Consider the following 12,765-nt stretch of genomic DNA (forward strand, 5'->3'; position numbering starts at 1 on the left):
GTCGCCGAGGCGGTCGCCGCCGCGGCGGCCTACTACGGCACCGTCTGCATGCCGGCGCACCACCAGCGGTTCGCGCCGGCGCTCCGCTCCGCCAGGACGGCGCTCGCCGCCGGGCGTGTCGGCCTGCCCTGGAACGTCCAGGCGGACTTCCTCGTCGCCGGCGGCGACCCGTGCCCGCTCGGCGAGCTGACCAACTTCGCCGACGCCCCGGTCGACGTCGTCCTCGCCCTCACCGGCCTGCCCGTACGCCGCGTGCACGCCCGCGCGAGCGACGGCCTCACGCTGCTCCTGCTCGACCACGACCGCGCCCTGACCAGCGCGATCGCCGTCGGCCGGATCACCGGTACCGCGGACGTGCGACCCGGCGGCCTCGCGGTGCACCGCTACCGGATCAGCGGTTCGAACGGCGTCATGAACGTGGACGCCACCAGGCCCGGCGCCACGCTGCGCACGGCCGTCGGCGTACGGACCGCCTGGACCGGGCCGGACACCGTGGCGCGGATGCTCACCGAACTGCACGCCGCGATCACCGGCGGACGTCCCGCCGAGGTCGGCCCCGCCGACGCGCTCGCCGCGATCCGCGTCATCGAGGCGGCGCGGCGGTCGCTGGAGACCGGCCGGCCCGTCCCCCTCTCCCCCGAACACCCGCAGGAAGGCCGCAAGTGAAGCTCGCCACGTACCGCAAGGACGGCCAGGTCCGCCATGGCCGGATCATCGACGACACCCACGTCACCGACCTCGGTTCCGGCGACGTCACGCCGCTGCTCGGCCGCCCCGGCCCCGGCACGGACGGCCCCCGGTACCCGCTGGAGGAGGTGACCCTGCTGGCGCCGCTGCTGCGGCCGGGCAAGATCCTCGCGGTCGCCGCGAACTACCAGGACCACGTCACCGAGACCGGCGGCGAGCGGATCGACAGGTCGCGGATCTCCCCGCGCCTGTTCCTCAAGCCGCCCACCGCGATCAGCGGGCCCGGCGAGGACATCGCGCTGCCCTCGGTCAGCGACCGGATCGACTGGGAGGTCGAACTGGTCGTCGTGCTCGGCCGCGGCGGCAAGGACATCGCGGTGGACGACGCGCTCGGTCACGTCGCCGGCTACACCGTCGGCAACGACGTGTCCGCGCGGGCCATGGACTACGGCTACGAGCGCGACACCGACGACTCCGCGGTCGGGTTCTTCGACTGGCTGAACGGCAAGTGGCTCGACGGGTTCGCCGCGCTCGGCCCGTGGGTGCTGACCGCCGACGAGGTGCCCGACCCGCAGGCGCTGGAGATCTCGCTGGAGGTGAACGGCGAGGTCATGCAGCACGGCAGCACGGGTGACATGATCTTCAACGTGGCCGAGCAGATCGCCTTCGCGTCTCGCATCATGACCCTCGAGCCCGGTGACCTGATCTACACCGGAACGCCCTCCGGCGTCGGGCTCGCCTCGGGCCGCTTCCTCAAGGCCGGAGACCGGATGACCGCGCGGCTCGCCGGCGTCGGCGACCTGGTCAACAGCGTGCGCTGATGACGGACCTGCTGATCACGGGCGGCCTGGTCACCGACGGGACGGGGGCGCCGGAGCGTACGGCCGACGTCGCGATCTCCGGCGGGCGGATCGAGGCCGTGGGCGACCTGGCGGGACGGCCCGCCGCACAGGTGATCGACGCGTCCGGGTGCGTGGTGTGCCCGGGGTTCGTGGACGTGCACACGCACTCCGACCTCACCCTGCTGTCGAACCCGTACGCGCAGAGCAAGGTCCGGCAGGGCGTCACCACCGAACTGATCGGCAACTGCGGCCTCGGTGTCACGCCCGTCGTCGGCGACCTCGCGGCGCTGCGCGGCGCGGCCGGATACCTCGACCTCGATCCGTCGGTCGCCTGGGACTGGAGCGACCTGCCCGGCTACCTGGACGTGCTGGCCGCCGCGCGCCCGGCGGTGAACGTCGCCTCGCTCGTCGCGCACATCCCGCTGCGCGCGGGCGTGGTCGGCTTCGGCGACCGGGCCGCGTCGCCGGAGGAGCTGGACCGGATGTGCGGGTTGCTCGGCGAGGCTCTGGACGCCGGCGCCGCGGGCGTCTCCACCGGCCTGATGTACGCGCCGCTCACCTTCGCCCACGAGGAGGAGCTGACCGCGCTGGGCCGCATCGCCGCCTCCCGCGACCGGCTGTTCGCCTGGCACATCCGCGACTACGGCGACCACCTGCTGGACTCGGTGCGCGAGGTGCTGCGCGTCGCCGAGGCCACCGGCTGCCGCACCCAGATCTCCCACCTCATCGCGGTCGGGCGGCGCAACTGGGGCAAGGTCGCCCGCGCCCTGGAGCTGATCGACGCCGCCCGCGACCGCGGCGTCGACGTCGCCGCGGACGTGTATCCGTACCTCGCGGGCAACGCGCCGCTGTCCCAGCTCCTGCCCGCCTGGGCGCAGGCCGGTGGCGAGGACGCCATGCGGCACCGGCTCACGGACGCCTCCGTACGGGACCGGATCCGTGAGGAGTGGCGGGACCTGCCGAACGGCTGGCCGGACATCACGGTCAGCCGCATCCCCGTCGACCGGCCCGGCGTCGAGGGCCGCACCGTCGCGGACCTGGCGGAGGACGGCGCGGGCGTCGTTCTCGACCTGGTCGGTGAGTTCGGCAACGCGGTGATGATGGTGGCGGGCGGGCGGAGCGAGGAGGACCTGCTCGCCGTCCTGCGGCATCCGGCCACCGTGATCGGCTCCGACGGCCAGGCCCTCGACCCCGGCGGCCCGACCGGCGCAGGTGTCCCCCACCCGCGTTCCTACGGCTGCTACCCGCGCCTGTTCGCCGACCACGTACGGACCGGGCGGCTCACGCTCGCCGAGGCGGTCCGCAAGTGCACCGGGGGCGCCGCCGCCCGTGCCGGGCTGGCCGACCGCGGCGAGCTGGTCCCCGGCAAGGCCGCCGACGTCGTCGTGTTCACCCTCGACCGGATCGGCGACCGGGCCACCTACGCCGACCCCCAGCAGTACCCGGACGGCATCCGCACCGTGCTCGTCAACGGGCGGGTCGTCGTCCAGGACGGCACCCACCTCGGCGAACGCCCCGGACGGGTGCTGCGCGCCACGCAGGAGGACAAGTGATCGACTTTCACACGCACTGTCACCGGCCCGAGCACTGGGGTTGTGAGTGGGACGAGCACTGGCGGCCCGTGTACGGCCATGAGGCGCACGACTACGGGCCGGAGGAGTACGACCGGGCGATGGCCCCGGTGACGGCGGCGTGCGTGTTCGGCATCCGGGCGACCGCCGCCGGAGTGCTCACGCCGAACGACTTCACCGAGCGCTTCTGCGCCGAGACCGCCACCGAGACGATCGGGTTCATGGCGCTGGACCCGGCCGACCCGGACGTGCTCGACCAGCTCGCCGACGGTGTGGCGCGGGGGCTGCGCGGCATCAAGCTGTACCCGGTGCTGGCGCTGTTCGACCCGCGCGACGAGAGGCACGACCCGTTCTACCGGGCCGCCGCCGACAACGGCCTGGTCGTGCTCTGGCACATGGGCGCGACGCCCAGCCCGGCCGGCGACCTGTCCGTCAGCAACCCCCTCGTCGTGGACGAGGTCGCGCGGCGGCACCCGGACCTCGTGCAGATCATCGCGCACCTCGGCCACCCGTGGCAGCGCGAGACGATCGTGACGCTGCGCAAGAACCGGCGCGTGTACTCCGACGTGTCCGCCTCCTGGGCCCGGCCGCTGGACGGCTACCTCGCGCTGGCCCGCGCGCAGGAGTGGGACGTCGTGCGGAAGCTGGTGTTCGGCTCGGACTTCCCACTGTGGACCCCGGCCGAGGCGGTCGAGGGCCTGCGGTCGCTCGCGGCCTCCCATCCGTCCGGGTTCCCGCCGATCAGGTCCTCGACGATCGAGTGGCTGCTGGACGGCGACCCGCGGGCCGAGATGGGGCTCGCATGACGCCGCTCGCCGAGCTGGCGACGCCGGCGCTCCTGGTGGACCGCACGACGCTGGAACGCAACGTCGCGGACATGGCCTCCTCGCTGCGCGGCGCCGGCGTCACGCTGCGCCCGCACTTCAAGACCTCCAAGTGCCTGGAGGTGGCCCGGCGCCAGCTCGACCACGGGGCGATCGGCTTCACGTGCTCGACGCCGGCCGAGGTACGGCTGCTCCAGGACGAGGGGGTCGGCGACCTGCTGTGGGCGCACCAGCCGGTCGGCCCGGCCAAGGTCGCCTTCGCGGTCGAGGCGCTCCGGCGCGGCGGGCTGACGCTCGGGCTGGACTCGGCCGAGGTCGCCGCGCCGCTGGCGTCGAGCGGGGTGACCGTGCCGTTCCTGCTGGAGGTCGACACCGGCCTTGGCCGTACGGGCGTCGACCCGGACCGCGCGGTGGAGACGGCGACGCGGATCGCCGGGCTGCCGGGGCTGGAGCTGCGCGGCGTCATGACCCATGAGGGGCATCTGGGCAAACACCGGGACCGTACGGCGCTGGAGGAGGCGGGCCGGCGCGCGGGGCTGCTGCTGGCCTCCGTCGCGTCGGACCTGCGCGCGGCCGGGTTCGACTGCCCGATCGTGTCGGTCGGCTCGACACCGGGCGCGACGTCCGCGCCGTTCGCCGAGGGCGTCACCGAGGCCCGGCCCGGGACATACGTCTACTACGACGCGGGCCAGGTACGCCTCGGCAGCGCGACGCTCGACCGCTGCGCCCAGACCGTGCTCACCCGGGTGGTCAGCATGCAGCGGCCGGGCACCGTCATCATCGACGCGGGCGTGAAGGCGATGAGCTCCGACGGCCTGGCCGGCGGCGCCCTGGGCACCGTCTGCGACGTGTCCGGGCGGCCGCTGGAGGGCGTGGTGTTCGGCGACGGCAACGAGGAGCACGGCTACCTGACCGGTGACGGCACGGCGCGGCTGCGCCCCGGCGACCTGCTGCGGATCGTCCCCAACCACGCGTGCGGCACGACGAACATGTGGAGCGGCCTGCACGTCGTCGAGGACGGCCGCGCCGTGGACCACTGGCCCATCCGGGCCCGCCACTGACGGCCGGGGACGCCTCACGGCGGCGGGAAGCTCGCCCGCACGTCGATCCGGGAGTACTCCACGTGCCTCGTGAGCGGGTCGGCGCGCAGCGCGGCCTCGGTGAGCGGCAGCAGGTCGTGGGTCTCGTTGTAGAGGCGCGAGTACGCCTCGGCGAAGTTCACCCCCGCCGCCCGGCCGAACTCTCCGTTGCTCGACTCGATCAGCTTCCGGGCGAACAGGCCCGCGTAGCCCTGGCTCTCGAAGCAGTCCATCGCGGCCAGCTTCGTGCCCACGACCGGGGTGATGTCGACGAACAGGTCGTTGCGCACCCCGTACAGGCTGAGCCCGTCGGTGACCGCGACCGGCACCGAGGTGAAGAAGACCTGGCGGACGTTCGTCTCCGCCCGTCCGTCCAGGTTCTTCAGGTGCGTGGCGGCGCGGCCGAGGGCGGCGAGCGCGGTCATCGTGGCGACCGTGTGGGTGTTGGCGGTCATCACCGGGTTCTGCGGGTAGTCGCAGATGACGATCTCCGGCCGCTCCCGCGCGATGACCGCGGCGACCTCGTCCACGACCTCCTCGCGCATCACCGCCATCGTGTCGTCGAGGTCGAGGGTGATCAGGTTCCTGATCCCGACGATCTCGGCGGCGCGGTCGAGCTCGCCCTTCTTGTGCGCCACGATCTCGTCCAGGTCCGCGCCGGCGACCGCCTCGTCGGGCGCGTCCTTGCGCCACTCCTCGGCGTACCGGTTGGCGTGGATGCGCCCGCCGTGGGTGAGGATCAGCGCCACGACCTCGTCACCGGCTGCGGCGTGACGGGCCAGCGTCCCGCCACAGTTCGTGATCGTGTCGGCCGGGTGTGCGTAGATGGTGAGGATCTTCATCGGGTCACCGTCACCGCGCGCGACCAGATCGAGTACGGCGACGGGGTCGGGTGGGACCAGTTCGCGCCGCGGTCGCCGAAGACCAGCATGCTGTGCGAGCCGGTCGGCAGGAGCACGCCGTTCGCGGAGTTCTGGTAGTCCGCCTCGACCGGGCGGGTCCACGAGTGGCCGCTGCCGTCGGGCGAGCTGAGCAGCGCCAGCCCGGGGCGGCCGACCATCAGCACGAGCGGGCCGCCCGGCAGCAGCGACAGCGACGGGTACACGCTCACCACGTTCTGCCGGTCCGGCCCGGCCACGAGCGGCGTCGCCGCCGACCAGGTCCTGCCGTCGTCGGTGGACCGCGAGACGTACATCGGCAGGTAGCTGCCGATCCGCATGACGATGAGCAGCGACCCGTCCTTGACGCGTTCGAGCGCTCCCTCGCAGAAGCCCTCGTAGCCGGCGGCGGTCGTCAGGTCCGGGTCCACCGCGACGGTCGCGTCGACGGTCCAGTTCACGCCGCCGTCGGTGGACTTCAGCACGATCTGCCGATACTTCGTGTCGTCCGCGTAGTAGCCGTATCCGGACTGGTAGAGCGTGCCGTCCGGGTCCTCCACGACCGGGTGGACGAGCACGAACCCGCCCTGCGGGTACCCCGGCCGGTCGGTCTGCGCCGAGATGGGGCGCATCGCGGTCGGCGTCGTCAGCTGCCCGGTGCGGGCGGTCCAGGTCGCGCCGCCGTCGTGGGAGACGCTGGAGTCGACCTCGGCCTTGAGGTCGCCGGAGCCCGCGACCATGTACGTGTGGTAGGAGACGGCGAGCACATCGCCGTTCCGCAGCCGGGTCAGGTTGAACGAGGCCGCGTCCGGCATCGGGTCGGCGGCCTGGTCGTCCACCCAGGTCCTGCCCAGGTCGTCGGAGTAGGCCATCCGCGTGCCGTTCGTGGTGTTGTTGTCGCCGTGCGCCGGGTAGGCGACTAGCACCCGCCGGCCGCTGCCGTGCGGCTCGATGACGGCGGCGTTGGGCATCTCCACGACGTCCGAGGACTCATCGACCGTCACCGGCGGCGCGACGGTGAACGGCGCGGTGCCCCCGGGCGGCGGGGTGTTCACCGCCGGGCCGTAGCCGACGTCGTCGAGGTAGACGTCGTCGCCGACCGGCGCGGTGCCGTCGCTGGAGAACCCGTAGCCGGTGAGGTCGGTGAGGGCCCGCACGCCGACCGGCCCGCCGTCGCCGACGTACCGGCCGCCGACGTAGACGTGGGCGGCGCTCATGTCGGAGGGCACCTGAATGTCGATCCTGGTCCACTGGGTGAGCGGCACGGTGCCGGCCGGCGCGACCTGGGTCCAGTTCGCCGCGTCGTACCAGCGGATCCGTCCGGTGCCGTCCACGACGAGATGGAACGCCGTCTGTTCGGCCGCGACGTCCTTCTGGTGGCCGAGGAGGTCGACCATGAAGCCGTTCGGCAGCGCGGCGGGATAGGCGTAGAAGCTCAGCTCCGCGCCCTGCTGCGCCGGCTCCGGGCAGGCGATCTCGGTGATGGCCGTGGCGCTGGGGTCGTACACGCGCAGGGACCGCGCGCTGGCCCGCCCGCGGGCGGAGCTGACCACGGCGGAGGCGGCGCCCGATGGGGTGGAACAGCCGGCCGGCACCTGGCCGACCGGGTCGGTCTCGTAGGTCCGCACCGTGACGGCGGCCTTCGCCGGGCCCGCGATGAGACCGGCCGCCGCGACGGCGAGGGCGGAGGCGAGCAGGAGGTGCGGGCGTCTGGTGATCCGGGGCATCGGCTGGGCCCTCTCTCTCGGCGTTCCCCCGGAAATACGACACGGAATAGCGTTCCATGTCAACGGTATGGTCGGGGAACCCGAATGAGAGAGGTACCGCGATGCGAACGGTCCACCCCGAGCACCTCCCCCCGCCGTCCGTCCCGCTGAGCCACGGCGTACGCGCCGGTGACCTGCTGTTCGTCTCCGGCCAGGTCGCCACCGCGGCCGACGGCTCGGTGTTCATCGGCGACTTCGCGGCCGAGGTGAACTCCACCATCGACAACGTCGAGGCCGTCCTCCGGGCCGGCGGGGCGAGCCTGGCCGACGTGGTCAAGGTCAACGCCTACCTGGCGAACGCGACGCTGTTCGCCCCGTTCAACGAGCTGTACGCCCGCCGCATCGGCGACGTGCCACCGGCACGGACGACGGTCGTGGTCGACTTCGGCCACCCCGACGTCCGCGTCGAGATCGAGGCCGTCGCCTACCTCGGCGACAGGGACTGACCCCGGTGGGGGCCTCCGAGCCGGAGGCCCCCACCGCACCTGCGATGCTTCCGGGCATGTCTCTCACGACCGGCGCGCCCTCCGTCGACCTCGGCCAGGCGTTCCCCGAGCTGACCGCGTACGCACGGACCACCGTCCGGTTGCATCCCCGGCGGGGCGAACCGGGGATGCGCGACAGCCACATCGGCGGCCCGCTGCTGTGGCCGGCCGGCGAGGCGTGGCCGGAGTGCGCCGACCAGGAGAGCCACGGCGACCCGTACCCGATGGTCCCGATCGCCCAGCTCACCGCCGCCGACGTCCCCGAGGCCGGCTTCCCCGCCGGTACGGACCTGCTTCAGATCCTCTGGTGCCCCGAGTGGCACGACCAGCCGCACCCCGAGGGCCGGGGGCAGGCGTGCCGGGTGTTCTGGCGCAGGGCCGCGGACGTCACCGACGTGCTGACCGACCAGCCGGATCCGGAGGAGCACTGGGACCACGAGTGGGACATGATCCCCCGCGCCTGCGTCCTCCAGCCGGAACGCGTGGCCGAGTACTCGTGGAAGGAGGAGCTGCCCGAGGACCTCCGGGGCCGCATCGCGGCCTGGCTGACCGAGCGCGGCCTGGCCGACGACGGCTCCGCCATTCCCGGCTACAAGGTCGGCGGCAGCATGAACTGGTCGGTGAGCGACATGCCCAGGTCGCTGACCTGCGCCGCCTGCGAGGCGCCGCTCGCCCTGCTCCTCCAGCTGGACACCTACGAGTGGGCTCTGGGCGCCTGGGGGCCGGCCGGCGAGCCGCACCGGTTCTGGCCGCTGGAGGAACGCCACCTGGAGCGGGGCGACGTGGAGTTCGACCTGGCACGCGAGCCGGCCGGGATGACCGTCGGCCGCGCCGGCCACGGCGGCCTGTTCGTCTGCTCCGCCGACCCCACGCACCCGCCGTGCTGTTTCACTCAGTGAGCGGGCCGGTCACGGCTCCCCCGCCGGAGTGAAACCGGCCGGGCGCAGGGAGCGGTGCACGATGCGCAGAGCCGCGTCGAAGTCCGGGTCGGAGGTCAGGCCCTCGGCGGCGACGCGCAGCTCCGCGACGTACCGCTCTCGCTGCTCCTCGGTGAACTCCCCCGACGGCCCGGACACGCTGATCGCCGCCAGGCACTCGCCGCCGATCAGCAGGGGCACGGCGACGCACCGCAGGCCACCGCTGCGCTCGTTGTCGTCCAGCGCGTATCCGCGCTCGCGCGTCCGCCGCAGCTCCTCGATGAGCGCGTCGAGCGTCGTGATGGTGGCCTCGGTGAACGCCGGGAAGGGCTCGTCCGGCGTCGAGGCGGGCACCTGTTCCGGGTCGGTGTGCGCGAGCAGCACCTTGCCCAGTCCCGTGCAGTACGCGTGGTCGCGCGTGCCCGGAGGCGCCATGAACCGCAGCGGCCGGTCCGGCTCGGTCACGCAGATGTGCAGCACCTGCGAGCCGTCCAGCACGCCGAGGTTGGCGGTCTGGCCGGTCCGGTCCGCCACCGGCCGCAGGTATCGCCCGGCGACCTCGGACAGGTCCAGTGAGGAGACGTACGCGGTCGCCAGCCGCTGCACCTTGTGGCCCAGCCGGTAGGAGGGCCGGTCGTCGACCCGCACGGCGTACTCCAGCTCGCACAGCACGCTCAGCAGCCGTACGAGAGTGCTCTTGGGCAGCGCGGTCGACTCGCTGAAGTCGCCGAGCGTGGGCGGCTCGGGCCGCAGGGCCATCTGTTCGAGCAGTGCGAGGCCGCGGGCCAGAGCGTTGGCGTGGTAATTCGCCGACGCGGGACGCGCATCGTCGATCGGCACCTGCTTGCGGCGCGATGTTGCGGCCACCTGATCTGCCTCCTGCACGGACGGTTCGGTCGGGAAACGGGGGAACGGGGTCCCGGTCAGGGGACCACCGCGAGGTCATTGTCCGGGAAATGACAGGCGCTGGCATGGCCATCGCCCGTACGGCCGGTCAGTGCGGGTGTCTCGGTGGCGCAGACGTCCTGCGCCTTCCAGCATCGGGTACGGAACCGGCATCCGGAGGGCGGATCGCTCGGATCGGGCACATCCCCGGTCAGGGTGATGCGCTCGCGTTCGCCGCGCAGCTCCGGGTCGGGCACCGGGATGGCCGACAGCAGCGCACGCGTGTACGGGTGCTGCGGCGCGGTGAAGACCTGGTCACGAGTGCCGATCTCCACGATTGTGCCCAGATACATCACCGCGATCCGGTGCGAGATGTGCCGCACGATCGACAGGTCGTGGGAGATGAACACGTACGCCAGCCCGAGCGTCTGCTGGAGGCGGCGCATCTGGTTGACCACCTGGGCGCGGATCGACACGTCCAGGGCGCTGACCGGCTCGTCCAGCACGAGCAGCCGGGGGGCCAGGGCCAGCGCGCGGGCCAGCCCGACGCGTTGCCGCTGGCCGCCCGAGAACTCGTGCGCGTACCGGTTCTCATACTCCGCGGACAGGCCGACCAGGTCGAGCAGCTCCCGCACCCGCGCCGCGCCGCCGTCGCGGTAGCGGCCGTGCACGCGCAGCGGCTCGGCGACGATGTCGTGCACGGTCATCCGCGGCGACAGCGAGGAGTACGGGTCCTGGAACATGATCTGAATCTCGCGGCGCAGCGCGCGCAGCCGGCCACCGCGGGCGGCGGTCAGATCCTCGCCCCGGTAGAGGATCCGGCCGCCGCTCGGCTCCAGCAGCCGGACGATCATCCGGCCGGTGGTGGACTTGCCGCACCCGGACTCCCCGACGACGCTCAACGTCTCGCCGGCGTTCAGCGTGAAGCTGACGCCGTCGACGGCGCGGATGTCGCCCCGGTGCCGGCGCGCGACGCCGCCTCGGATTGGGAAGTACTTGCGCAGGTCCTCCACCCGCAGCAGTTCCTCGCGCTCGGTCTCCGTGCTCACCCGGCCTCCTCCCCCGCCGTGTACAGCGCCAGGCCCTCGTCGAGCTCGTCCGCGTAGTGGCACGCGCTGCGCCGCCCGTCACCGAGGTCGTACGGCTCGGGCCGCTCGGTGCGGCACCGATCGCGGGCCATCGGGCAGCGCGGGTGGAACGCGCACCCGCTCGGCGGCGCGATCATGTTGGGCGGGCTGCCGGGGATCGACAGCAGCTCGCCGTCCAGGTCCGCGCGCGGCACGCTCGACAGCAGCCCCACGGTGTACGGGTGCCGCGGCCGGGCGAACAGCGAGCGGACGTCGGCCTCCTCCACGATCCGCCCGGCGTACATCACGATCACCCGGTCGGCCAGCTCGGCGACGACGCCCAGGTCGTGGGTGATGAGGATGGTCGCCGCGCCGGTGTCGCGCTGCGCCGTGCGCAGCAGGTCGAGCACCTGCGCCTGGATGGTGACGTCCAGCGCGGTCGTCGGCTCGTCGGCGATGAGCAGGTCCGGGTCGTTGGCGACGGCCATGGCGATCATCGCGCGCTGGCGCATGCCGCCGGAGAACTCGTGCGGGTACTGGCCGTAGCGCTTGTCCGCGTCCGGCACGCCGACCTTGCGCAGCAGCGCGACGACGCGGGTCCGCGCCTCGTCGGCGCCCAGTGCGCGGTCGTGCAGCCGCAGCGCCTCGGCGATCTGCCGGCCGACCGTCATGACCGGGTTCAGCGCGGTCATCGGGTCCTGGAAGATCATCGCGACCTCGCCGCCGCGGATCTCGCGGAGCCGCTCGCCGCTCGCCGCACGCAGGTCCTCGCCGCGCAGCAGGACGCGGCCCTCGCGGATGACGCCGGGCGGCGTGCGGATCAGGCCGAGGATCGACATCGCGGTCACGCTCTTCCCCGAGCCCGACTCACCGACCACGGCGACGATCTCACCCGCGCGTACGGTCAGGCTGACACCGTCGACGGCGTGCACGAGACCGTCGTCGGTGGCGAAGTCCACGACGAGGTTCTCGATGGACAGCAGCGGCGGCTCGGTCATGACCGCTCCTCACCGGAAGGAGTGACCACAGGGCCGCGTTCTCTGATTCCCTCGCTGCGCTCGGTCATGGGCATCCTCCTCACGTCCGACGGGGGTCGACCGCGTCGCGCAGGCCGTCGCCGATGAAGTTGACCGCCAGCACCGTGGCGGCGACCGCCAGGCCCGGCGGCAGCCAGAGCCAGGGCATGTTCGAGATGACCGTCAGGCTCTGTGCGTCGGTGAGCATGTTCCCCCAGCTCGCGGCGGGCGGCTGCACGCCGAGGCCGAGGAAGGACATGGTGGCCTCCAGGCCGATCGCCTGCGCCACCGCGATGGTGGCGACGACGCTGACGGGAGGGAGCGCCGCGGGCACGATGTGGCGGCGCATCAGCCACAGCGGGCCGGCACCGGCCGCGCGTGCGGCCTGGACGTACTCCTGTTCGCGCACCGCCAGGGTGACGCCGCGGACCAGCCGCCCGCACTGGGGCCACTGGAACAGGCCGATGGCGATGACCATCGCGGTGACGCTGGGTCCGATGACGCCCGCGATCACCACCATGACGACCAGCGACGGGAAGGACATGAACACGTCCGCGAGCCGCATCGCCGTCTGGTCCACCCAGCCGCCGAGCAGGCCGGACAGGCTGCCCACGACCGTGCCGACGACGACGGCGAGCAGCGCGGCGGCCACGCCGACGCCGAGCGAGACCCGGCCGGCGTACAGCAGGCGCGCGAGCACGTCGCGGCCGGTGGCGTCGGTGCCGAGCCAGTGGTCGCCCGACGGCGC

The 12,765-nt window shown here is 73.1% G+C and carries 13 protein-coding genes; 7 read left to right on the forward strand and 6 right to left on the reverse strand.

The genetic code is table 11. The annotated features are described in order from the left end of the window. The 5 genes from ACFFNX_RS26670 to ACFFNX_RS26690 all read left to right on the forward strand — a co-directional run. On the forward strand, positions 1-666 hold a 666-nt coding region (locus ACFFNX_RS26670), incomplete at its 5' end, for a Gfo/Idh/MocA family oxidoreductase (RefSeq protein WP_378207911.1). Next, a complete protein-coding gene (locus tag ACFFNX_RS26675; protein WP_378207914.1) occupies positions 663-1,508 on the forward strand; it encodes a fumarylacetoacetate hydrolase family protein in 846 nt (281 codons plus the stop codon). The genes ACFFNX_RS26670 and ACFFNX_RS26675, both read left to right, overlap by 4 nt. Beyond that, positions 1,508-3,082, forward strand: a complete 1,575-nt coding sequence (locus ACFFNX_RS26680) for an N-acyl-D-amino-acid deacylase family protein (protein WP_378207917.1) — start codon at positions 1,508-1,510, stop codon at positions 3,080-3,082. Before ACFFNX_RS26675 ends, ACFFNX_RS26680 begins: the two co-directional genes overlap by 1 nt. After that, positions 3,079-3,906, forward strand: a complete 828-nt coding sequence (locus ACFFNX_RS26685; RefSeq protein ID WP_378207920.1) for an amidohydrolase family protein — start codon at positions 3,079-3,081, stop codon at positions 3,904-3,906. Before ACFFNX_RS26680 ends, ACFFNX_RS26685 begins: the two co-directional genes overlap by 4 nt. Continuing rightward, the gene (locus tag ACFFNX_RS26690) at positions 3,903-4,985 is read left to right on the forward strand and encodes an alanine racemase (RefSeq protein ID WP_378207923.1); all 1,083 of its coding nucleotides are present in this window, start codon (positions 3,903-3,905) and stop codon (positions 4,983-4,985) included. The genes ACFFNX_RS26685 and ACFFNX_RS26690 overlap by 4 nt, the downstream gene beginning before the upstream one ends. Positions 4,986-4,999: 14 nt before the next feature. On the opposite strand, the gene ACFFNX_RS26695 is transcribed toward ACFFNX_RS26690, so the two are convergent. Both ACFFNX_RS26695 and ACFFNX_RS26700 read right to left on the reverse strand, forming a co-directional pair. Next, positions 5,000-5,845 (reverse strand): PIG-L deacetylase family protein, encoded by an 846-nt coding sequence (locus tag ACFFNX_RS26695; protein WP_378207926.1) that lies wholly within the window; start codon positions 5,843-5,845, stop codon positions 5,000-5,002. Continuing rightward, positions 5,842-7,608 carry a sialidase family protein gene (locus ACFFNX_RS26700; protein WP_378207929.1) on the reverse strand — a complete coding sequence of 589 codons (1,767 nt, stop codon included), beginning with the start codon at positions 7,606-7,608 and terminating at the stop codon, positions 5,842-5,844. Before ACFFNX_RS26700 ends, ACFFNX_RS26695 begins: the two co-directional genes overlap by 4 nt. 101 nt (positions 7,609-7,709) lie before the next feature. Here ACFFNX_RS26700 and ACFFNX_RS26705 point away from each other — a divergent pair, with 101 nt between their 5' ends. Beyond that, a complete protein-coding gene (locus ACFFNX_RS26705; RefSeq protein ID WP_378207933.1) occupies positions 7,710-8,093 on the forward strand; it encodes a RidA family protein in 384 nt (127 codons plus the stop codon). A gap of 56 nt (positions 8,094-8,149) precedes the next feature. Further along, positions 8,150-9,031 (forward strand): DUF1963 domain-containing protein, encoded by an 882-nt coding sequence (locus ACFFNX_RS26710; RefSeq protein ID WP_378207936.1) that lies wholly within the window; start codon positions 8,150-8,152, stop codon positions 9,029-9,031. Between the two features lie 9 nt (positions 9,032-9,040). On the opposite strand, the gene ACFFNX_RS26715 is transcribed toward ACFFNX_RS26710, so the two are convergent. From ACFFNX_RS26715 to ACFFNX_RS26730, 4 genes are all read right to left on the reverse strand, one after another. Beyond that, positions 9,041-9,916 (reverse strand): IclR family transcriptional regulator, encoded by an 876-nt coding sequence (locus ACFFNX_RS26715; RefSeq protein WP_378207939.1) that lies wholly within the window; start codon positions 9,914-9,916, stop codon positions 9,041-9,043. 56 nt (positions 9,917-9,972) lie between these two features. Continuing rightward, positions 9,973-10,983: an ABC transporter ATP-binding protein gene (locus ACFFNX_RS26720; protein ID WP_378207942.1), complete on the reverse strand. Its 1,011-nt coding sequence runs from the start codon at positions 10,981-10,983 to the stop codon at positions 9,973-9,975. Further along, complete coding sequence (locus tag ACFFNX_RS26725; RefSeq protein WP_378207946.1) at positions 10,980-11,999, reverse strand: ABC transporter ATP-binding protein; 1,020 nt, start codon at positions 11,997-11,999, stop codon at positions 10,980-10,982. Before ACFFNX_RS26725 ends, ACFFNX_RS26720 begins: the two co-directional genes overlap by 4 nt. A 79-nt stretch (positions 12,000-12,078) precedes the next feature. After that, positions 12,079-12,765: ABC transporter permease (locus ACFFNX_RS26730; protein ID WP_378207949.1), on the reverse strand; the 687-nt coding region annotated here is incomplete at its 5' end.

The organism is Actinoallomurus acaciae, assembly GCF_042429965.1.
In the GTDB taxonomy this organism is placed as follows: domain Bacteria; phylum Actinomycetota; class Actinomycetes; order Streptosporangiales; family Streptosporangiaceae; genus Actinoallomurus; species Actinoallomurus acaciae.

Excerpts from the sequence above, each read along its gene's own strand:
- ACFFNX_RS26710 (WP_378207936.1), top strand. The coding sequence starts at position 8,150 with ATGTCTCTCACGACCGGCGCGCCCTCCGTCGACCTCGGCCAGGCGTTC.
- ACFFNX_RS26705 (WP_378207933.1), top strand. The coding sequence starts at position 7,710 with ATGCGAACGGTCCACCCCGAGCACCTCCCCCCGCCGTCCGTCCCGCTG.
- ACFFNX_RS26725 (WP_378207946.1), bottom strand. The coding sequence starts at position 11,999 with ATGACCGAGCCGCCGCTGCTGTCCATCGAGAACCTCGTCGTGGACTTC.
- ACFFNX_RS26700 (WP_378207929.1), bottom strand. The coding sequence starts at position 7,608 with ATGCCCCGGATCACCAGACGCCCGCACCTCCTGCTCGCCTCCGCCCTC.
- ACFFNX_RS26680 (WP_378207917.1), top strand. The coding sequence starts at position 1,508 with ATGACGGACCTGCTGATCACGGGCGGCCTGGTCACCGACGGGACGGGG.
- ACFFNX_RS26690 (WP_378207923.1), top strand. The coding sequence starts at position 3,903 with ATGACGCCGCTCGCCGAGCTGGCGACGCCGGCGCTCCTGGTGGACCGC.
- ACFFNX_RS26695 (WP_378207926.1), bottom strand. The coding sequence starts at position 5,845 with ATGAAGATCCTCACCATCTACGCACACCCGGCCGACACGATCACGAAC.